This is a genomic window from sulfur-oxidizing endosymbiont of Gigantopelta aegis (assembly GCF_016097415.1).
Classification (GTDB): domain Bacteria; phylum Pseudomonadota; class Gammaproteobacteria; order GRL18; family GRL18; genus GRL18.
The window spans coordinates 13,818-35,203 of the sequence record NZ_JAEHGE010000005.1; the positions used below are offsets into that span (position 1 = coordinate 13,818).

A 21,386-nucleotide genomic window follows, 5' to 3' on the forward strand; every position below is an offset into this window, starting at 1 on the left:
TTTTCAACACGTAATCAATGATTTAATGGCTTAAGTTGGCGCTTATGAGCGAAGCAGAGGGGCAAAGCCCCTTTGTTTGTTTTTAGTTAAATTTCGCATGTGCGAAAGCTTATCTTTCCATATCCGGCTGGGTAGGTTCTTTAATTTTGACATTTAAAGTAGGCTGTTCTATTTTATTTTCAAGTTGTTTTTGTACTTGTTCAATAAACCTATTTTTATCATCTTCGGTCTTAAAATTTTCGGTAAATTTTTTAGCCAATTTTATTGGTACGGCTTTTTGAGTTTGATGTAGCCCATTGTTAAATTCTTTATATTCTGGTGATCCAATAGGGTAGGGATTGTCGAATTGATTACTAGGTAAGATTGCTTCTTTTATACCTTGTTTAAAGGCTTCTGAGAGCTGAGGGTTTTCTTCTTTTTTTTCACTATAAATTCTATCGGCTATAGAGTCTGTAATTTCCCTTTTTGCGTTATTAAATCCAGCGCTAAACTCTTTAAATTCTGGTGAGCTTGGATGATAAGGGTTGTCGTAGTCAGTTGCAGATATTGCTTTTTCTACGCCAGATTTGAATGCTTCTGATACTTCTGAACTTTTAATTTGTTCTGATGTTATAGATTGAGATTTTTCTTTTTCATAGCTCAACACCAAATTTGTTATCTTCTCGGCATCTTTACTTGCTATTAAAATTTCTTTTGGATCATCCTTGAGAACTTTTATCCAGCTTTTAACGTAAGCGGCATGTTGGCCCGGATCATGGCCAACCCCTAATTCTGTTCCAGTCATTAAACTGCTTATTTCGGCCCGTAGTTCTTCTTTGGCATAGCTTTCGGAACCGAATCTGCCTGATAAATCCCGATCCAGTCTGGAAGGATGGCCGGTTGAGTGACCCAATTCATGCAAGGCAGTTGCATAATATTTACCGGCATCATCAAACTGTTCTTTCTTTGGTAAATGAATTTCGTCTTTACTTGGTATGTAATAAGCACTGTCTGATTGGTCGTGGTGAAGTGGAACGCCGGAATTGTTCAGGATTTTCTCCACTCTTTCGACTTCTTCCCAAGACATTTCTTTGCTTTTGTTTTCCAGTTCCGGCAAACCATCGACTTGCTCTGCATTGAAAACGGTTGCTGAAAATACCCTCGGTGTGTCTAGTTTGATTTTTATTTTTACTTTGTTGCCATCGGCATCAAGGACGGGTTTACCATTTTCATCACGTTTCAGTTTTTCTTCTTCAAATTTATAGTATTCAATCCGAGTGCCTTTTTCACCTTTTCTGACCTGTGCATTAACTGACTGTGCCTGCTTATATGTCAGCCAACGGGGATCGCTTCGCCCTTGCATAGAAAGGTGAAGGGCGTTAATGCCCTTATATCGATTGCCTGTCACTGCATTATGAGGGATAGCATCGAAACTTGCTTCCCAAGGTTTTTGCCAAGGGGCTGTTCCTTGTTCGAGTTGCTCAATCAATTTATTGGCAACCGTTTCATAGTAAGGTTCTTTTTTCCCGGTTTTCTGGAACTGGGCTTGGTCTGATTCAGGAAAAGTTTGTTGGGTAATTTGCCCGGTTTTCAATCCTTCTGAAACATATTTTGAGATAGCTTTCAGATTATCCATGCTGAGATTATCCGCACGGATAGACTCATTGAACCGGACAGGGACATCATATTCAGTTTCCGAGATGGTGGCGAAAACTTCTTCAGCTAATCGGTTGTCATCGTGGTTCGGGTACAGCTTTTTTAACTGGTCTCTTTGTTCCTGAATTTCCTTATCCGGGGAATGCGTAATTGCATCAAGCAGTTTAGCTTTGTCATCAGGCGAAAAAGTGTTGATCCCGGCATGGCCAATCAATTCATGCCTGAGTGTTTTTTCAAGACCTTCCAAGGAATTGATGGCTTCATTATTAACAGCAACTATCCGGCTTTTTGGAAAAAAAGCACCTTGAAAATCGCCTAATGATTTGCCTTTTTCGCCAAACAGTTCTTCAGGGCTTCCGACTCGGATTTCAATATCATCGAGTCCTTTGTGATTATCAAGGAATGAATTACCAATATTTTCAATGAATGCTTTTTCTGTCATTGTTTAATGCCTCGACAAACATAAGCGGGAATGTCTAAAAATTCGCCTTTGGAGGCTGTTTCCGCCGCATCCACTACTCTAGGCTTTGTTTTGATACTTTGTCCTTCAGAATCGCTCTGCGTGTCAAAATTATGAGATTCCAAGGCATCTTCCATGCTCATGCTGTCATCTTCAAATGCGCCCATATATTCTGCTTCTTCGTGGGTGATTTCAACATATTGATCCGGATGTTCCTCAAGCTGTTTTCTGATTTGTTGTACTCGTTGTTCAAGATTTTTATCGCTCATGGCTGGGTTCCTCTCTGGTTTTCTGTTTAACCTGTTGTTGCTCGTTTATTTTAACGGAAATGTCTTGCTGGCCCTGTTCAAGATTTTTGGCTAGATTTTCCCGGACACTGCTAACAAAGCGTTGCTGATCTTCGGTATTGTTAAATTTGTCCTGACTGAATTTTTCCGCCACTTTAATAGCGGCAATTTCATTGATTAAATCCGGGTGTTCTTTGGCCAAGTCCTCTGGTTCACTGTGTCGGATTTTGTCGGCCTTCAATTCCCAAATGTTCCGATTGGTCTGGATTTCTTTATGGCCGGTGATTTCGCCTTTCTCGTTCCTTATTGGTTCCTTTATCGTAACTGGCTTTCTGCCTTCGTTTTTCAGGCTGATTTCCTGACCGGGTTCAATCTTGTTTTCAGTCATAACCCGTTCAAGATCGACACCCCATGTTGTATGTTCTTTTCCATTGGCATCTTTCAGCGTGACAAAATAACTTTGATTGTTTTTTTCATTAAACTGATAAGGGGCTTTGCCATGTTGGACTAATGTGCCTGTAATTGTGCTGTCTTTGATTTTCTGATTTTCTGTTTCGTTAATAATTTCATTAGACTGTGCTTTTTGTTGCTGACTAAGCAACGCCAGGTCTTTTTCATCCGGTTTGTAACCTTTAACATCCATTCCCTTTAATGATGCTTCTAGCCATACTGACCGCTTGAATGTTGTTGAGCCTCTTACTTTGAGTTCAGTCCATGATTTAGCCTCGGCGATGGCCACCATGGACCTTGCAATCGTTTTATTACCGAAAGGGGATTGAATTTTCTGATCTTTAATAACCAGTGCCTTTTGGTTGGGTTTATCCTTAAAGTGATAAACGCCGTTGCCTGTATTCAGATAAAGTCTATCAATTTCCGGGGGAATTTTCTGTTCGGTGCTGGCATCATCAATATCGGTGGCCGGTTCCACTTCATTAGGTATATTTTTTTGTTGCTTATAAGCATCCAATGTTTTTTTTAATTCGTCCTCGGCATCTTTTTGTTTTTCTGATTTATCAATAACACCAGCGGCTTCCAATGTCGATTTCCTATCTTCCTTGGCCCACATTTTTTCTTCATCGGTTGATTCAGGATTACTTCTGATTTCTTCTTCAATACGCCTTGCTTCCGCAACTCTCATATTGTGCTGTTCAGTTTGCAAAACTTCATCAATGTCCTGCTCGAATTTTTCAGTGACGATAGGTTCATTTGTTGATTCCCCGGACTCAGACATGATGTTTCCCCTTTAAAAAGATATATTGAAAAGATTTAGGATTGATGAATTTCACACCAACTTGAATAGTATCCTGTTTAATAGATTTATGTACGATTTCACAAGTTATCGTAAACCAGTTATGAGCAAGCGATAATCGGAGTGAAAGTTTTTCACCTTTGTTTAAATTCAGTTTACCTATTTTTTTTCCGGCGATAGTAAATTTTGCCCCGTATAAGCTGTAATCAACCAGCAGTATTTGAATGGATTTTTTGTATATCCAAAATTGTTTAATGTTTATATATGCTTTGGTTCGATAACCGGGGCGGCGGCGATGATTGCGTTTTTCTACTGATCGGGTGTTATCAAACGTATTCAATGAATCACTGTCGTATAAAAATCCCAGTGGACTTTTGAACTCAATTTGGACAAAGCCATGTCGGGTGCGCTGGTGTTCTGTCCAGACTGTCCATTGTTGACTATTAGATAATGATTTACTCATCTTTACGAATCGGTCAATGTTGATAAAAAGGAAGCGGCAAGTTCTTCCATTTGTTCATCTGAAATTTTCCCTTCCGGGACTTCGATTTTTGAAAAATCACAACTAAAATCACTCAGGTCAAGATTGTCGATGTTTTCCAAGTCTTTCGCAGTGATCGGCCTTTCTTTTGCGGTTTCATTGGCCAGTGGGGAATATTCAATATCCCCGCGTTGATTATCCGTTGCAATAGTTGGAATCGCCGGTGCTGGAAATACAGGTGGCTGGTTTCTGTGGTTCCCGCGTTTTTTGAAAAGAGGATCGTTAAACCATTTGATCTTTTTACATTTGATCGGTGGTGTATTCTCGAACAGAATAATCTCTTGGTCGTCCCCTAATTGCATGACTTCTTGAGGAAGAAGCAATGCCCGGCCATGTTCATTAAGATTTTCGGAGCGTGATGTTTTACCAAAAATATCATTAGGACGTGATTTTCCCTTTGAGCGGTTATAAGTGGTTGTTGTACCCAGTGTGTCTGAAATTTCTTTAGCCACTTTAATATTTTGGGGGGTAAAGATAATTTTCAGGGCATGATTGTCAATAAATGTTTCGGCGGTGTCATGGCCATAAATGTCTCTGATTTGCGCCGGGGATTGAATAATGGGTAGTAGCCGCAAACCATAACCTGCAATGTACGCAATGCCTTTTGTGAGGATTGGTATTTTGCCGATTGCTGTAAATTCATCCATCAAAAGCAGGCATTGATATTTTAATGTGCTATTTTGTTCGGGTAGTTCTCTGGTATTCAGATCGATCAACTGTTGAAAAAACAGGTTTATCAAAGGGGCCAGTCTATCCAGATCATCCGGGGAAATGCCAATATAAATCGACATTCGTTTTTTTCGCAGTTCCCGAAGGTCAAAATCATTACCGGCAGTAGCCGCATCGATGACCGGGTTATAAAATAACTCCAGACTAGATAAAAAACCTTTTCTTACTGATCCCCGTGTTTTTTCTGGAGTATCCAAGTATTCTTTTAATGATAAGTAACACTGTTCAGATAAAGGATTGTCTGATTTTTGCTTTTCATCAATTATCTTGGCCAGCCGGTCGTCGCCCATTGTTAATTGTCTGAGTGCCTCACCCATTGTCACAGGCAAACCCGACTCAATCAGATAGAGAATTAAACCTAACCATAACGACCTCGATGACGCTTGCCAGATAGGGGCTTCATGTGGGTTGGTTGGAAACAGCATTTGGCCAATTTTCTGAATATCATTGATCCTGAATGCCGGATCATTACTGATATAGAATAACGGGTTCCAGCGATGGGTTTTGTAGTCACGCGGCGCAAAATTCAATAAATAACATTGCTGGCCATGTTTTTTTCTGAATCCAGCGGTGATATTCCAGTTTTCCTGTTTAATATCCAGAACAACTAGCGAATCATGCCATGATAGACAATTTGGAATAACCGTTGAAATACCTTTGCCGCTCCGTGTGGGTGCGGCTAAAAGGACGTGTAAACTTTCAGGTAAAATAAGATACTTTTCGACAAGTCCCCAAAAACTGGTGAACTTGCCAACAATGATTCCCGTTTCGGAAAATAACCCGGCTTTTCTTATCTCACTAGCATTCGCCCATCGAGCCTCACCGAACAGTTTTTGATTGTCCCTGACAGCATAATATATCAAGATAAAAGGGCTACTGATAGCAATTAACCCGCCAAAGAATGCCGTACTTATGAGTTCTTTGGTGTTTTTGTCGTCACCATAGAATTTCCAGTAATCATAAATAACACTTGCTTGGGTGGTGTTGGTATCAAGATGGGCCAGATAGAGAAAAATAAAACTGCTTATCCATAGAAAGCTGTAAATGATTCCTCCGGCCAACGTCAGAATAAGTGATAGTTTAAATGCCTTATACATTTATTTTTCTTTTTGGGTCAAAGTAAATTTCTTTGATATATCGCCGTCCGTTTTCACAAGAAATCTGGACGATAATATCAACACACAAATAAAGCAGTTGCTTAATATCTTCACGGCTCAATGTATTACCGGCTTCTGATTCTTTAATGAATAGAACCAGTTGCTCGAATGCGAGTTCTGCGCTCGATGCGTGAAGCGATGTAATTGAACCTGGATGGCCACTATTGACATTACGCAAGTAATAAAACGCTTCGTCGCCTCGTATCAATTCGGCAACAAATATTCTATCCGGCTTCATTCGCAAACTACTTTCTAGTAATTGCTGTTGTGTCGCTGGGGACACGCCTTGTTTATTTGCCGAATAAAAAAGGCTTACACTGTTCGGGTGGGTTTTATACAGCTTTAGTTCGTCCACGTTTTCAATACTGATGAAACGTTCTTCTTTGGGTACTTCGTTAATCAATGTTCGGCTAAAAGTTGTTTTGCCTGATCCGGTGGCCCCTGAAATGATGATGTTTTTTTTTGATTTTACGGCCAGCCTGAAAAATTCCTCATAGTTTTTTTCACGCCTTAAATCCAAAAGTTTCTCATCATCAATAGAAATGCCTCTGCGATCAATGATGCAATGATCGAAGAAACCCTGTTTTCTGTAATCATCCAGTGTAAATGTTACGTCCGAGGGTTTCCGTATGGTCATGCTGATATGATTTGGCAACGTCACAGGCGGTATTACAATCTGAATCCGCTCACCATGTGGCAATGTGCCTGCAATGATTGGATGACGCTCATCAAGGCTTTGTTTTGTGTATGTTGCTGTCAGCTTTGCAATGTCCATGCACTTATTGAAGTTCAGATCAGGAACATGATGATATTTCCAACCATTACGGCTTTCGGTTATAACTTCATGCGGTTTATTGATAACAATTTCCGTGTTTTCTTTATCCGATAAAAAATGGTCGAGAATTTTTAAATTCTCAACCAAGGACACAGGTTGCCTTTCAACAAGTTTAATCGGTTGTTTGGAGTGCATATACGCCTCTAAAGTCTAAGTCTCTCGCAACAAAAATACTGATGTGTTCGCCTTGGTGTTTAATCAAGGTCGGTGGAATGTTAATTGAATTTTTAAGGGCTATAGTCGCTGTATTTTCGACTTGATCGCCCCCGCCTACACTAACATTTCCATTGCTGGCCGCTTGGTTGCGAATGTAATCCCCGGCAATATCCAGCATTGTCAGCATAATGGCACTGCCGAACCGCTCCCAAAAGTGGTAATCGATGTATCCGTCATGGCCAGATCGACCTAATGGCCCGGTTCCCGGAGAATCAATATTGATAATTACGCCGGTGGGTGTCTCGATGCGCGACCATAGGACGAAAATTCTGGCAATGCCACGTTTAATGCCAGACTTATATTCACCGACAACTTTTGAGCCTTTTTCAAGCAATAGCACTTTGCCGCTGGTACTATAAACATCTCTTGTCAGTCGGCAACTTGTCATGCCTGCCAGATCAGAGCTAATAGCTGTTTCTAAGGCGCAATCGAGAAATGCGCCTTTAGTGATGAACATATTTCTATCGACCAATAAACTGGCTCTAGCCCCTTCCAGCCTAGTTGCTGTTAGCGCGGCTTCCATACCGTCCGCTTGGTCGCTATCTTCGAGTTCCGGTGATTGGCCGGATAACATTCTGGCTTGTTCGTATGCTGATTTTATATCGTATGATTGTTGACTATTTGCGTTACCGTTACTATTTCCATTTATGTTGCCAGTATTGGTAGCAAGGACAAATAGGCCGCCAAGCCTTTTCCTTTCATCTGGCGTAAGTTCTCTTTTTCCATTGTTTACCATTCGCGGTGGTGGTGGCGGTGCAACCCGTGTTGTAATCATCGGCGGCGGTGGTGCCTGTTTAGGCGGCTTGGGTGGCGGAGGCGGCGGAGGCGGTGCCGAACCAATTAAATTTCTAACATCTTTATTGGGTGTTGCATAATCACTTTTCGGTTTTTCTTTGTCATCAAAACCGCCATTTACAAAGATTAGCGCGATTATTGCAAACAGCCCCAAAAGGGTAGGAACAATGATATTCATGATTCCTTTACCGCCTGACTTTGTAACAGCAGGCATACCCCTTTCAACGTCTGAATTTAGTAAATCATTATCTTGATTCATCGTTGCCCCTTGATAACTCGTTTAACATTTTTGATTGTTGTGCCTTTTCCAGTGGCTACTTCCCGTTTTCTTTTAAATCCTTTGTTTATGATGCAGGTAACGTGCTTTCCTTTCCTTAAAACAAAATGACTATCGATTTTATGAACGACAATGGTGTATTTGTCTTTAGGGTCAATGTGGCTGTTTACCAGGCTTTCCAGTTCCACATCATCAGGATCATCGGGGTCGTCAGGTTCTTTATCTACAACATAAATAGCGGGCATTTCCTGACTAGGCAAAAAAGTAAAATAGGTAAAACGACCATCATCATAGATTTTATCAGGCGTAATCGACCGGCTACCTTTTGCCCAGTAGTCCCAGTTAATGAATAAATCCTCCTTGTCGTCTTTTTCCAATTCTTTTTTGAGTTTTTCTGCTTTCGCCAGTCTGATTTGACGCTTCAATTCATCTTCCGGGTATTTGAATTTAATCTGAAACATCATGTCATTTGAATTTGCCCCATGTCTGGATTTGTGAGCATATAAAACAAAATTGTATGTTCTGCGATTTGTCAGTACCGTCATATTTGTCAAAGCTTTGTTGCCAATGGCCTTGATAAAAAGGTGATTACCGGTTGGTGCAATGTCCCACGCTTTTTTGTCGCCTAACGCAATTTGTTTAATTTCTTCACTAGGATCAAATTCAACGTGTGTTGAATAGCCATAATGACTCACTAACTTAACCACTTCATCATCTTTGTAATCAATAAATCTGATCCGGTCGTCATGCTGGCCATGATGCGGAATTTCAATTGCTAGAGCGTCAAAAGAGAAAAGAAGCCCTAACAGTAAAATTATGTTTTTTTTCATTGGGGTGCTTCCTGATCGTTCCTGTATGAAATAACTTGAAACCCAAGCGGGTTAATTGTTCTGTCTTTAACCTGCATAGGTGTTGAGCGATAGACGTATGTGATTGTCGCCGCCCAGTGAGTCAACGGGCTAAATTCACCTTTCTTTTTGACCTGTTTTGTATATCTGACTAATGCGGTTATTTGCTTTTCATCCTTTACCTTTTCGGTTCGGATGAAGCTGATTTGTGGGGTTCCAATGATGACTTCCGCCAGTTCACCGTACACTGTTACCGGTGCATTAGGATTTTTGGCTGGATCGCTGTATTCATCGTATGCAAACTGAACTTCTGGCGATGAAAGTAAGGCTGTTACATTTCTATCATAATCTCTTGTATTCCAATGATAGCCTTCACGATGCCGGACATATTTGGCCAAGAAATATTTATCGAGTAATTCCTGTGCTTCTTCTTTAATCTGTCCATCTGTTTCAGCTATCGTTGAGATAACATCAATATAGCCCGTATTGTTATCAACCCTGACAACAAATGGTTCAATCGATTTTAAAGGGGCGAGAAAAGCAACAGCAACAACCGCTAAAACCGCTATAGTTGATGCGCCAATAGCTACCCACCAAGCCCGTTTTTCAGACTTCCTTAAATTTTGTGTGATGGAGGTATCCCATTCGGCCACCTCATCAAAATATGATTTTTTGATTTCCTTTGATTTGTCCTGTTTATCGTTGCTCATGAAGTTCCACCATTCCTTTATTTACAGGTCTTAATTGATCGTCAATGTCAGTGCAATGAACGGGTTTAGGGGTTGCGCACCCAACCATTGAAACCAGTAAAAGGGTTACTAAAAAAGGTTTTAAAAAAACCATATTTCACTCCTGTAAAATTATCATTATATAGTATTTTGATATTTATAGACAAAAAAAACCTGCATCAAGCAGGTTTATAGGCCGGATATTAACCAGCCTTCTCATTCAATTCCCAGATATTCTGTTTGGCCTAAATTTTCGATAAGCAGCCGCACTCAATCTATTACTATCTCTGAATCTGTTTTCCGCCGCTGGAATTTTGTTTTTTAAGTTTTCAATATGAGCCGGTGTTCTATCAATATGGTTTAAACCTTTGCCAACTGCTCGTGCACCGCTACTAAATAATTTTTTGCCAGTTCTAACATTGCTTGTGAATCGACTCATCATTCCCGAAATGGATAGGCCAAACCCGGCCCCTAATGAAGCGGCTAGACTTGGTATTTGTTGAATAAAATAAATTAACATCGAGTAAATAATGAACACTCCAAAAGCATCTGCTGTTGAAGGATTTAATCTGCTGGATATATAGTTATTTCCTATCGTCGTAAATATAGAGCCGATTCCAGCGACAAGAATTAAGGTGAAACTTTGATTCATTAAAACACCAATCCATGAATCGAAAAAGCGTTGCGTAGATTGAAATAAAGTAGCAATGATAAAGATTGGCCCAATAGCTAAAAGAAGTGTTATCGCTACTTTAGATAACATCAATAAAGCACCCAATAGAACGACCATGAAACCACCAAAACCCCAGATTATTAACGCAATTATTAGCGGACTAAATTTTGTCATGCCTCCTCTATCCCACGATGATTTACCTGCGGAATAGATAGAATTCATTATATTGTCTAATAATCCATATATATTACTTGTAGGGTTTCCAGAAATGGTTGATGCTATTTGTTCTGGCATTCCTTGTAAGAATGGCACAATAATTTCATTGTATTGTGCTGTTTTTAGTCCCAGTGTAATAATAAATGCTACTTTCAGAATTTTAAAGAAACTATCCTGCAATAGTCCTTCAATTCTACCCATCATGGCCATGTAGCCCCAAATTGTTATCCAAATAATCATCATGCTAGTGAAGATGGGGGTTAAAGTAGTAATCAAATTATCACTAGCATTAACAATATAATTGGCTAGTGCCTCATCAACATTAGTAAACGTATCTTGAAAAAAGGTTAAGGCCATTTTTTGTTATCTTATATGGTAAGCACGAGTAGCGTTTTTGCAATTTGGAGTTTTTTCCAGTTCACCTGGATCATTTTGACATTGATCTAGAGTTTTGAATAATACATCTTCATGTTTTAAGAACCAGTCAACAGTACGGGTTTCTTCTTTTTTTTCTTCTTCAAAACATCCAGCTAATGATGTTGAGATTGCTAATATTAAAATTATTTTCTTCATTTTATCACCAGTTTATATCGTCAGCTTCACCTGAATATTGTAAATGTAGTTGCTGCTCTTTTCTTTCCAAAATTGCTTGATTCGCTTCATTTTGCGCTCTAAGCGCGGCTATTTTTATTAACTCATTTTGAAGCATCGCGTTTTCAGCACCGATCCGCGCTTGTAAATCAAGAACGTCTTTTTGATCTGGAACAGCATTAACTTTATTCACCAGTCGCATAATTTCATTAAACCGGGTTTGCGCCTGCTGTAGTGTTTTTCCAGTTTGACCCAAATATTGAGCTGACAGATTATTTGCCGCATTATAAAGGGCGGCAGTCGCACCATTTATCCCTAGGTTTTGTGCTGTTTGCAAGCCATTGTTTTGCAAAATACTGTTTGTATTTACAGCCATATTAGGATCATAAACGCTATTTAAAACACTACCCATGCCGCGCGATCCACTCATGCTTTGTAATGTATTATTGGCTGTTTGAAGTTGTGATTGTGCTGTTTGAACCTGTTGCGCCAACCTTGCCAATTGTTGAACCATGTTGGCCACTTGAATAATCTGCTGGGCAAGGTTTGTCGCATCAATGACAGGTATTCCCGCCTGACTCTGGGTTGAACCAAAGCCAAACAGGATGAATGCAATTAACCTGATTTTCTTTTTCATTTTTTTCTCCTTTCGTGAAAGATTGGAACCCATTTATCTGGATTGCTCCCGACTTCTTCAATTATTTCAGAAACCAACAAAACATTATCAGTTGTTCCTGAAATGATTGCCAGTTCGTCATCAAACCCTTTCAGATTTAATTCTGCAACTACACTTTCATGACCTTTCTTAATTAAGAATTTTCTTGAGTTAGGCAACAGTTCGCGCTTGATTAACTCAAATTCACGTTCTGTTAAATGAAAACCGTTAATATAATCTTCCTCTCTGGCTTTTGGATTTGGCATGAATATAAACGTGGCACACTGTTCAATCAAAGCCGGTGCTATTTTTGACTTCAATACATCGGATGCTGATTGAGTGCCGTAAACCATGATACCGTTTTGCTTCCGAATCACTTTTTGCTTATTCAATGCAAAATCTTCAAAGTATTCATCAAGCAATAGTTTCCAAAACTCATCCAAGAAAATTTGTAATGGTTCGCCATTGACCAGTTCATTAACACGATGAAACAGGTACATGATGACCGGGGTTCTGATCTCGTCATTATCGATAAAATCCGTTACATCGAAACCAAAATTTTTATTGCCGGAAAACGATAATTCATCTATTTCATTATCAAACACCCATGCCAGAGTGCCTTCATAACACCATTTCTGGAGGCGTTCATACGGACTTGTTTCTGATACAGGGTCAAGAAATTCCAGAATTGCTCTTAATCGTCTGGATTCCTTTGATAGCTTCATTACGCCATTGACCGCATTTTCTATTTCTCTTTCTTCTTTGGTTGATAATGTTCCACCGCACAATTTTTTAACCAAGCTCACCAAGAAGTTTAAATTGTCCGCCGTTGGATCGATCTGAAAAGGGTTAAATCCGGTTTTTTTGCCGGTCAGCAATGGCAAGTAAACGCCTCCTTTAGCCCTGATAAAAATTTCCAGTCCCCGATCCTTGTCAAAAACAACTTGTGTCGGGTCAAACTTTTGACTTTGTGACATTAAAAAGCCCTGTACAACTGTTTTACCAGTCCCCGATGGGCCGATAATCAACGTATTACCCAAAGCTTTTTGACCGCTTTTGTTTTCCTGTTCTTCATCCTCGATACCTTCCCGCTTGATTGCTCGCTTATAACTGTCCAAAGGTTCATGGAAGTTAAAAAAGTAAGGAGCGCCGGATGATGTTTTAAACGAGGTTACTGCTGGCCCCCATTGATTCCCGTCAATTTCGCCAATCGGGTAATTATGAAACGATGAAAACCCTGCAAAATTACGCGAACTGATTAACGCCGGTCTTGGTCGATATTGTGTATTCCCCGGCAGTTGTGACCAGAAAGCCGCCGATAACGATAAATCCTCTCTTGCAACAACCAACCCGCTATCAGCTAATTCCGCCTGTGCCGCCGACAAGTTTTTTCGTAATTGCTCTGTCGTGTCTGCATAAACAGAAAGGTTCAGGTGGTGGTGTCCAAAAACAATCCTACCGGACACCACATCATCTAAAGCATCACTGATAGCCGCAATTTGAGATTCAGCCAAGTCTCCGTCTTGGATCATTGTGCGTTGCTGTCTTTGTAATGTCTTGACAGCAACCGGGCGAGAAATAAACCCGAATGATTGAGTAAGCACAAACTGAAACGGTGCCGATAATAATGAATTTATCAATCCGGCATCTGTTTCTTCCGGGTATTCCAGAATGCCTAATGTTGCCCCAAATTTACGATCTGCAACGGAACGGATTTCAAAGGCTTCCATACCAAAGAAAACCCGTGATCGTGCTAAAACTTCATTGACGGGCTTTCTTTGCAAATATCGAGGTGTCCAGTAACCATTTATCAGGTAATCAAGAAATTCGAGTGGTTCAGAACACAGCCTATTGTTGCGTTCATAAATTTCCAGCATTCTTGGTCTGTAAACAGCTAACGCGCTTTGAACATAGCTGGTTATATCATCGAAGTCCTGTAAATGTTCTTTTTGCTGTTCTTTCAGGTTTTCAATATTTGTTTCAAATTTTGAAAACAGCCCAACAACCCGGCTATTTTCAGGGCGAAAGACAATAGAGAGATACAACTCATTCACAAATGTTTTTGTTTTCTGAATTGATCCCCTGTATTTGTCGTTCAGTTTTCTATCAAATGGATGATTAAACAATCCTTTCGGATACTGCTTGATCTCACGCCTGACGGTATTTGTCCAAAGACACAGGTTCGGGCTGGCGATGTTTTTCAGCAAACTGTTAAGCTGTTCTTTCCAGTTTTCTATATCATCAATGCTGGCCGCTTCATGGGCAACCCCTTCCAACTTGATAATCCTGACAAAATCCCCGGACTGGCATTTGATAGTGTAATCATCAATTTGCGCGCGATATGGAATAAACTCAGATGCCGGGTTTTCCGGCCTAAGCGCATCTTTGTCTATTCCTTCAATAACGGCACTCATTATTTTTTTCTCGTCGGTTTGAAAATTGCGGCTGATGAAGCCATAAATCGCGTTCTAACAAATGTTGACCGCCATCTTGTCAAAGTGGCCATATAAAGCAGTCTAAACCTGTTCGGATCTTTATAAGTGATTAAATAAACAACGATATAGGCCACTGGAAATGCCATCAGTGACCATAAACTTTTAACCCCTACAAAGATTATCGATGACACCATCACCATTACCTTGAACGCATCAGCCGGTATTCCCATAATTAGAGTTGGTCTGGTCAAACCCGCAAATAATGGATCACTCATATCTTGTTCCTTGTTAGATGCTACCAGTGATTAGCGCAACGATTCGCGCTCCGCCGAATACCAGCACAATTCCGATAATAAACCTGAGAACAATATCTGCTGCAAGGCGGCCAGCAAATGCCATATAGCCCAATACCGTAATCGCTAAAATAGCGACACTGGTGGCCAGTGTGGAATTTAATAGATTCATTAACCAGTTGACACCGTTCAGGATCGGGTTTCCGCCTGTACCAGCAAAGGCAAGCTCTGGCAATAAGGTTCCGGCCATAACTACTGCTAATAGTGCTAATTTACGACCTTGGTTTTCTCTTTTTTTCATAATGTATTTCCTTTTTAAGAAGGATTTTAATGACTTTAATGTAGTTGCAATGTGTTCTAAGGTGCTTGATAAGCCTATCAAGACTTACCCAAGTTCGTATTTCACCGCGCTGAGTTTGCACATAATATTCTGTCTCAGAATCCTTTAGTTGAACATAAATAGAATAATGGCCGTTTGTCAGTTGCTTAATCTGTAAACAGTCAATTATTTGTGTTTGTGAAAAATAAACTAACTCCTTCTCAGAAATTGGTCTTTTCATACTACCTCACAGTTTTTATCTGATGAGGTATTGTACGATATAGACTACAAAAAGCAGATCCAAATATCATTATTACATATTTTGATTTAATCTTATTATTTTTCATTCCATCTGTAAAGCGTTTTTTAAAAAATCATCCAACCTTGTTTTTCCTGAGCTTTCCGGTATATATCCCATGACGGAATCACAGCGGTTTTTGCCTTATCATTATTGATAGAATGATAAAATTCATGATCCTTAATGACTTTAGAGGGTTTGCTGTTTCCGAATCGTGTCAATCCGGGGCTGACTTTGCCTTGCTGTTCTCTACTCGCAACAACCAACGGATTTTGAAAATACAAACTACCTTTTGTCGGGTCTTGCAAGTCACCGCTTTGAATGAGTTGCAAGATTGTTTTGATTTCTTTTTTATGCGAACTTGATGGTTCTGGCAAGTTCTTCCAGCCTTTTGATTTTGTTGCTGGTTCAAACTGATTTTTGGCATTGATTATTTGCTCTATTGAATCGCCAAAATTTTTACTAATTAGGCGATTAAGGATAACAAACGTGACCGCCGTGATTCCAACGCTTCCTTGATTGCCTGCTTCTGCATAGGTTATTTTGCTAATTGCATCCATTTGTTCGTCAGAAATTTCAATATTCGTCAGTTGTGTTTGGTATGTTGAAAAGGTTTCGTGGCAGTTGTTGTCGAAAAATTCTTGCGTATTAGAAAGCGCATAGCACATGGCTAACGCGGCAAATAATTCCATATTTAACCCTTTTTAAAATTCATGTGAATATGATGGAAAATCAATATATATCATATTGATTTTTTGATGAGGTGTCTAATTAGAGTATGCGGATCATATTTGAATCAATGACCAAAAGGACAAACAAAAGCGATCAATGCGGCCATTGACAATGTAATCATCCTTGCTTAAATACCTTGGGGTGAATGCGAAGCAGAGGGGCAAAGCCCCTTTGCTCTATTTTTCTTTTAATTTGCTTCTTTGATATTTATCTTTTTGTTTGCATTTATTTGAACAGAATTTTGCCCTTTTCAGGCCCAAAAATTCTTCTCTACAAACAACACATTTTTTTAGCTCTTTTTTTCTCATCGAGGCTAAAGTTGCCCCGGCTGTTATTTTTTCTGTCATTGGATTTTTGATAAATCTTCCCATTTGCCGCCATTTTCCATAATTTTCATGGTTATGATCTCCGGGTGTGTTTTAAAATTGGATTTATTTTAACACTTTTACGCTTAGGTGTTAATTTTTTCCCATCCTTTCATAACCATTTCCCGTTTTTCTTTTCCCGCAAATTGTAAATAAATTTCGGTGGTGCTGGTTGAAGCATGGCCTAGTAAATCTTTCAGTATTGTTAGTGGCATTCCTGTTTGTGCCATTGCAATTCCAAAGCCATGTCGAAAGCCTTTAGGGGTGGCCTGTGGCCCGGTGATTTCGGCTTTTTCCATGACTTTTTTAATAAGTCGCCAAGCTGTTGCCCGACTCATATTCCATAGTAATTCATCGCCGTATCTTTTTTGTTTTTGGATTCTTCTTAGATCAAAAACCAAATCCAGTTCATCAATCAATTTGGCTGGAACCGGGATATGTCGGTATTGTTCTTTTCTAGGGTTTCCATTTTGGTCAACCTTTCTTTTTTTTAAGGTTCTAAAGATGATTTCCTGATCCGGTAACAGAATCCTGCTTGTCGTTAGTTCCAACGCCTCTGATATTCTGCATCCAGTAAAGTGCAGTACATGGCAAAAAACCCGGTTTTCCCGGCATTCTTCGGATGCGGCCTTTAAAAAGCGATCCCTTTCATCTTGGGTCAAATAAAGTCGTTGACCTCGATTGTCATGGAGCCGCATTTCAGGAATAAAAGTGGTCATAATCTTAATGAAACAAGTCTAAAAGTTTTGTTTCAATTTACCATAAAAAAAACCTGTTTCATTAAAAAAACAGGGGCAGGCAGGCTGGGAGGTCAGTCAACATGAAACACTATGAGGTATTCTGTTTAAGCAATCAGGAGTTTGTTTTCGGCAAGTTTTTTTGCGATTCTGTTATGAATGAAATAAATGTCAGCATTTTTTTCATTCCACGATGCAATTTCATTCAAAGCGTCAATAACACTTTCTCTGCAATCAAAAAAACATGGATCAGTTCGTATCCAAGCGAAAACTTGATTAGTTTCGTTATCAACTGCCACCAAAATATGATCCTTCTTAACCGGTGTTAATGGCCATCTAAACTGACCCACTAGCGGACAACAAAAATGACCCCTTTTTTAACCTAAGGGGCAATTGTCCCGTATGCTTTCATCTTTTCTTGAGCTTTAGAAAAGGAGAAGGCTTTGAAGGAGTGGTGTATGATTCATAAAATAAAATCGTTATATGATGATGGCAACGGCTTGGGTAAAAAGGCCATAGCTCGGCAACTGGGTATTTCAGTCAACACGGTGCGCAAGTATCTGGCGATGGATGAAGTGGCGATGAGTGCTTATCTGTCCAATCGGCCACGGCACAAACAGCTGGATGATTACCGGGACTACATTATCCATCTGCTGAAAACCTTTCCCCAGCTGAGTGCCGTCAAGGTACAACGTAAATTGAAAGAAAAGTATCCAGAACTGGAGGTTTCGTCCCGTTCAATCCGTCGTTATGTCAATACGCTCCGGGAAACGGTTGCCTGCAAATCAAAACGGTATTATCAGCCCGTGCTGGACATGGTGCCGGGGGAGCAGTGTCAGGTGGACCCTGGGGAGCTTCGGGGCGTGTTGATTAATGGCGTGGAAACCACGGTTTACTTTGTGGTGTTTGTGTTGTCCTTTTCCCGGTTGATGCATGTCAGTGTGTCGGACAAACCGATTGATACGGAGCGCTTTATCCAGATGCATGATGCGGCGTTTCGTTATTTCGGCGGTGTAACAGCCGAATGTGTCTATGATCAGACCAAGTTAGTGGTGATTGAAGAGCTGTACCGGGAATTGACGGTGAATGCGCGCTTTAATGAATATGCCACGCACGCGGGGTTCAGAATACACGCTTGTGAAGGCTATGACCCGGAAAGCAAAGGTAAGGTCGAGGCGGGCGTGAAATATGTCAAAAACAATGCCCTGTACGGCGAGGTATTTGCAGACTGGGCAGAGCTTGAATCCTATCTGGCCGACTGGCTGGACAACACAGCCAATCAGCGGGTGCATGCGACGACCGGCAACGTGCCACAAGTGTATTATGATCAGCACGAACGTGCACAGATGAAACCCTATCTGTCTCCGGCAATGGTGCAGGCCGATGAGGCATTGATGACCCGCAAGGTGGACAAGACCGGGCTGATTTCCTATCAGTCCAACAAATACTCCGTCCCCATGGCCTATCAGCAAGCCACCGTGGGCATCCGTGTTGAGGGGGAATACCTGATTATCATGGACCTGGAAAAGGACAAAGAAATCGCCCGGCATCCTTTGACCACAGGCCACGGCAACATCAGCAAAAACAACCATCATTACCGCGACCCAGCGCAGCGGATTGAACAGTTAGAGCAAGCACTGCGGGCGCTTGTCGGGCAAGCTCAGGCCGATACCTTGGCCGCGCTTCTCAAGCAAAGCGAACCCAAAATCTATAAAGACCAACTGGCCGGCGTCATTCAGGAAATCAAAAAACATCAACCGGTGACAGCGGCACTGCTGGACAAACTCTGCCAAAGACCCAGGCTCAGCGCCACCCAGGTTCGAGACTTCCTGGACGCCTATCAGGCGCATCCGGAACGCCTGACCCCGGCCGATGCGGTGCCAGTTCATGCCCCAGAAGGTCAACTGGATGCCTACCGTGCCCTGATCACCCAGGAGGTCAGCCATGTGTCTCATTGAACAGGTTAACCGGCAGTGTCAGCATTTAAAGCTCAGTAGCCTGACCACCGCCTTGCCGGAACTGCTGCAACAGGCCGAAACCAATGAACTGTCCTATCTCCAGTATACCGACCTACTGTTAGGGCATGAAGTCAAAACCCGCAATGACAAGCGCCTGAGTGCCAATCGAAGAAAGGCCGGCTTCCCGATCGAAAAACACCTGGAAAGCTTTGATTACCGGCATCAGACCACCATCACCAAACGCCAGGTCAATCAACTGCTGGACTTTGACTTTATCGACAATCGCCACAACCTGATCTTTATCGGGCCGCCGGGTGTCGGTAAAACCCACCTGTCTATCGGTATTAGCCTCAAAGCCATTGATGCCGGCTACAAGGTCTTGTTTGTCAATGCCTTATCACTGGTCGAAACCCTGGAAGTGGCCGAACTTAAAGGCGAGCTGAAAAAGAAAATCAGCAGCCTTTGTAAATTTGATCTGCTCATTATTGATGAACTGGGCTACCTGCCCATGAACAAACAGGGTAACTACAACCTGTTCCAGCTGATCAATGCCCTCTACGAATACCGCTCAATCATCCTGACCACCAATAAGGATTTCACTGCCTGGGGTGAGTTCTTCGTGGATGAAAATGTGGCTGTACCCATTATTGACCGGCTGATTCATCATTCAAAAATATTCATGTTAGGAGGGGAAAGCTATCGTTTAAAACAGAAAACCAACACATAATTTTTTTGATCCAAGGGGGTCAAAATTATTGTCCGAAAGGGGGTCAATTATTTTGGCCATTGACAACCGGAATACCACTTTTTTTCAGAAGTGGAAGCAAAAAAATAAATTTAAAATTTTTAATCATTATTTTTTCCGTTTATCCATCCCTCGCCACTCCCAAGGTGGAATAGCTTGATATTCACTGGTGTTCCATAACCCTAAGTGATGGTTTTTTGCATATCGCTCAACCTTCAAATAATCTGTGCCTTTATAGTATTTTCTGTAAACCCATGCCCCGCCGGTGGCCACCATCTCTCTGTTAATATCGACACCATAAAATATTATTGTACAAATCAATCGTTGGTAACGGTCTTTTTTGGGACAATCAAGGTTCACTCGTTTATTCCAGATCATATTAGCTAACATTTGCTTAGACTTCTTTCCGAACGGCTGTTTACGTTCTGGAGCGTCGATAGATGCCAGCCTGACTTTTATTTGATGATTGTTTTTATCAAGGACTTTTATTGTGTCACCATCTGTAATCGCTATAACCAAAATCATTTCAAGAAACATGGTAAGTTTTCCTTGTTAAAGGGAATCATTAACATCAAGAATGTCGCAAATCTCCATTGCTTCATCCAGTATTGATTGGATTTCTTTATCTTCAATTCCAGTACCAGCTTTGACAATACCATGTAGTTTTATTTTTTTTAGTATTGGTGCTAATGGACTAGCCTTAAAGAAATTTTTACCTTTGCTATATGCTACTGCTCTAAAAATATTTTCTTCTTTTTCAATTTGGTTTTTTCCTTTAACAGAAAAGGAAAGTCCATTTTCTATAAGGTTTTGTAATAGCCGACTTGAATTGTATTGCTTATCCATCAATAGCCACCCAGCATTTCGCTCCACTCACATCATCCCCCCCCTTTGCTTCAAAAATATGGCCAGCCGCATCTATCGCGATCACGCCTGGTCGTTCGTGGCCAGCATCCCTTAGCTCATTTTTCCATCCATATACAACATTGTTCCAAATTAGAACAATTCCAAATTCAGAGCGTTCACTTGATTGCTGGGAACGCCATTGTTGAGCAAGTTTGATTTTTTCACTCTGATTCATTGTGACTTCTCCTTTCAGCCTCCGGGTGTTTAAAAAATCAGGTTTTATTTTAACACTTTACCGTTATAGTGTCAAACTTTAAAACCCCAATATATTGTGTATGTGGGAGCTGGCCAAATCACAACATATAGTGTTTAAATAGTATTAGGGTCATCAAGTATAAACCCAAACCGATTAGCAATTATTTGTTCCTCAGTGAACATTTCCTTTATTTTTTTATAATAGCCTCTTGATTCTAGGGTCTTGATTTTTTGATATATATCTTCATCAAACTTAGCTGATGAATCAGCTAAATACTTGTGACAATACGGCTCTGTATATTGTCCAAACCGAATTTGTTTGCTGATTTCATTTAGAGCCTTTTTCCAGTTAAATTCTGTATCGGTATTTTGTTGTTGATTGATAATGTCAGATACTATCCATTCCCTAAGTTCGCCTTTGTTGGTAATTTCAACCCGTTTGGCACACGTTTCAATAACCGTTTCGATATATTTTCTTTGAATCCTGTTAGGTTCTCTAGTCTCAGGATTG

The 21,386-nt window shown here is 40.6% G+C and carries 25 protein-coding genes; 2 read left to right on the forward strand and 23 right to left on the reverse strand.

Going from position 1 to position 21,386, the window contains the following annotated elements:
• Window positions 1-109: 109 nt before the first annotated feature.
• The 19 genes from JEU79_RS25200 to JEU79_RS25290 form a co-directional block, all read right to left on the reverse strand.
• A complete protein-coding gene (locus JEU79_RS25200; protein WP_246540719.1) occupies window positions 110-2,077 on the reverse strand; it encodes an ArdC family protein in 1,968 nt (655 codons plus the stop codon).
• Window positions 2,074-2,364, reverse strand: a complete 291-nt coding sequence (locus JEU79_RS25205) for a hypothetical protein (RefSeq protein WP_198266667.1) — start codon at window positions 2,362-2,364, stop codon at window positions 2,074-2,076. The genes JEU79_RS25200 and JEU79_RS25205 overlap by 4 nt, the downstream gene beginning before the upstream one ends.
• Window positions 2,354-3,613, reverse strand: coding sequence for an LPD7 domain-containing protein (locus tag JEU79_RS25210; RefSeq protein ID WP_198266668.1), 1,260 nt, complete (start codon window positions 3,611-3,613; stop codon window positions 2,354-2,356). The genes JEU79_RS25205 and JEU79_RS25210 overlap by 11 nt, the downstream gene beginning before the upstream one ends.
• Entirely contained in the window at window positions 3,606-4,094 is a 489-nt protein-coding gene (locus JEU79_RS25215) for a PilZ domain-containing protein (RefSeq protein ID WP_198266669.1), read from the reverse strand. The genes JEU79_RS25210 and JEU79_RS25215 overlap by 8 nt, the downstream gene beginning before the upstream one ends.
• Before the next feature lie 2 nt (window positions 4,095-4,096).
• Complete coding sequence (locus JEU79_RS25220) at window positions 4,097-5,998, reverse strand: type IV secretory system conjugative DNA transfer family protein (RefSeq protein WP_198266670.1); 1,902 nt, start codon at window positions 5,996-5,998, stop codon at window positions 4,097-4,099.
• On the reverse strand, window positions 5,991-7,028 hold the full coding sequence (gene virB11, locus JEU79_RS25225; RefSeq protein WP_198266671.1) for a P-type DNA transfer ATPase VirB11: 1,038 nt from the start codon (window positions 7,026-7,028) through the stop codon (window positions 5,991-5,993). Before virB11 ends, JEU79_RS25220 begins: the two co-directional genes overlap by 8 nt.
• Window positions 7,006-8,163 carry a type IV secretion system protein VirB10 gene (gene virB10, locus JEU79_RS25230; protein ID WP_198266672.1) on the reverse strand — a complete coding sequence of 386 codons (1,158 nt, stop codon included), beginning with the start codon at window positions 8,161-8,163 and terminating at the stop codon, window positions 7,006-7,008. The genes virB11 and virB10 overlap by 23 nt, the downstream gene beginning before the upstream one ends.
• Window positions 8,160-9,011, reverse strand: coding sequence for a P-type conjugative transfer protein VirB9 (virB9, locus tag JEU79_RS25235; protein ID WP_198266673.1), 852 nt, complete (start codon window positions 9,009-9,011; stop codon window positions 8,160-8,162). The genes virB10 and virB9 overlap by 4 nt, the downstream gene beginning before the upstream one ends.
• The gene (locus tag JEU79_RS25240; RefSeq protein WP_198266674.1) at window positions 9,008-9,739 is read right to left on the reverse strand and encodes a VirB8 family type IV secretion system protein; all 732 of its coding nucleotides are present in this window, start codon (window positions 9,737-9,739) and stop codon (window positions 9,008-9,010) included. The genes virB9 and JEU79_RS25240 overlap by 4 nt, the downstream gene beginning before the upstream one ends.
• 238 nt (window positions 9,740-9,977) lie before the next feature.
• Window positions 9,978-11,003 carry a TrbL/VirB6 family protein gene (locus JEU79_RS25245; protein ID WP_198266675.1) on the reverse strand — a complete coding sequence of 342 codons (1,026 nt, stop codon included), beginning with the start codon at window positions 11,001-11,003 and terminating at the stop codon, window positions 9,978-9,980.
• Window positions 11,004-11,009: 6 nt separating this feature from the next.
• Window positions 11,010-11,219 (reverse strand): EexN family lipoprotein, encoded by a 210-nt coding sequence (locus JEU79_RS25250; RefSeq protein ID WP_198266676.1) that lies wholly within the window; start codon window positions 11,217-11,219, stop codon window positions 11,010-11,012.
• A gap of 4 nt (window positions 11,220-11,223) precedes the next feature.
• A complete protein-coding gene (locus tag JEU79_RS25255; RefSeq protein WP_198266677.1) occupies window positions 11,224-11,874 on the reverse strand; it encodes a type IV secretion system protein in 651 nt (216 codons plus the stop codon).
• Window positions 11,871-14,306 (reverse strand): VirB4 family type IV secretion/conjugal transfer ATPase, encoded by a 2,436-nt coding sequence (locus JEU79_RS25260; RefSeq protein WP_198266678.1) that lies wholly within the window; start codon window positions 14,304-14,306, stop codon window positions 11,871-11,873. The genes JEU79_RS25255 and JEU79_RS25260 overlap by 4 nt, the downstream gene beginning before the upstream one ends.
• Complete coding sequence (locus JEU79_RS25265) at window positions 14,306-14,602, reverse strand: VirB3 family type IV secretion system protein (RefSeq protein WP_198266679.1); 297 nt, start codon at window positions 14,600-14,602, stop codon at window positions 14,306-14,308. Before JEU79_RS25265 ends, JEU79_RS25260 begins: the two co-directional genes overlap by 1 nt.
• Window positions 14,603-14,615: 13 nt before the next feature.
• Entirely contained in the window at window positions 14,616-14,921 is a 306-nt protein-coding gene (locus JEU79_RS25270; protein ID WP_198266680.1) for a TrbC/VirB2 family protein, read from the reverse strand.
• Window positions 14,922-15,305: 384 nt separating this feature from the next.
• Complete coding sequence (locus tag JEU79_RS25275) at window positions 15,306-15,929, reverse strand: cell wall hydrolase (protein WP_198266681.1); 624 nt, start codon at window positions 15,927-15,929, stop codon at window positions 15,306-15,308.
• A gap of 216 nt (window positions 15,930-16,145) precedes the next feature.
• Entirely contained in the window at window positions 16,146-16,340 is a 195-nt protein-coding gene (locus JEU79_RS25280) for a hypothetical protein (RefSeq protein ID WP_198266682.1), read from the reverse strand.
• An 80-nt stretch (window positions 16,341-16,420) separates the two neighbouring features.
• Complete coding sequence (locus tag JEU79_RS25285; protein WP_246540720.1) at window positions 16,421-16,996, reverse strand: tyrosine-type recombinase/integrase; 576 nt, start codon at window positions 16,994-16,996, stop codon at window positions 16,421-16,423.
• Between the two features lie 182 nt (window positions 16,997-17,178).
• Window positions 17,179-17,370, reverse strand: coding sequence for a hypothetical protein (locus JEU79_RS25290; protein ID WP_214660679.1), 192 nt, complete (start codon window positions 17,368-17,370; stop codon window positions 17,179-17,181).
• A 159-nt stretch (window positions 17,371-17,529) separates the two neighbouring features.
• Here JEU79_RS25290 and istA point away from each other — a divergent pair, with 159 nt between their 5' ends.
• Window positions 17,530-19,029 (forward strand): IS21 family transposase, encoded by a 1,500-nt coding sequence (istA, locus tag JEU79_RS25295; RefSeq protein ID WP_198266685.1) that lies wholly within the window; start codon window positions 17,530-17,532, stop codon window positions 19,027-19,029.
• Window positions 19,016-19,756, forward strand: a complete 741-nt coding sequence (istB, locus tag JEU79_RS25300) for an IS21-like element helper ATPase IstB (protein WP_198243559.1) — start codon at window positions 19,016-19,018, stop codon at window positions 19,754-19,756. Before istA ends, istB begins: the two co-directional genes overlap by 14 nt.
• Before the next feature lie 126 nt (window positions 19,757-19,882).
• On the opposite strand, the gene JEU79_RS25305 is transcribed toward istB, so the two are convergent.
• From JEU79_RS25305 to JEU79_RS25320, 4 genes are all read right to left on the reverse strand, one after another.
• Window positions 19,883-20,311: a thermonuclease family protein gene (locus JEU79_RS25305; protein WP_198266686.1), complete on the reverse strand. Its 429-nt coding sequence runs from the start codon at window positions 20,309-20,311 to the stop codon at window positions 19,883-19,885.
• Window positions 20,312-20,326: 15 nt separating this feature from the next.
• The gene (locus tag JEU79_RS25310; RefSeq protein ID WP_214660680.1) at window positions 20,327-20,620 is read right to left on the reverse strand and encodes a hypothetical protein; all 294 of its coding nucleotides are present in this window, start codon (window positions 20,618-20,620) and stop codon (window positions 20,327-20,329) included.
• Entirely contained in the window at window positions 20,613-20,855 is a 243-nt protein-coding gene (locus tag JEU79_RS25315; protein ID WP_198266688.1) for an antirestriction protein ArdR, read from the reverse strand. Before JEU79_RS25315 ends, JEU79_RS25310 begins: the two co-directional genes overlap by 8 nt.
• Window positions 20,856-20,989: 134 nt before the next feature.
• On the reverse strand, window positions 20,990-21,386 hold a 397-nt coding region (locus tag JEU79_RS25320; protein WP_198266689.1), incomplete at its 5' end, for a hypothetical protein.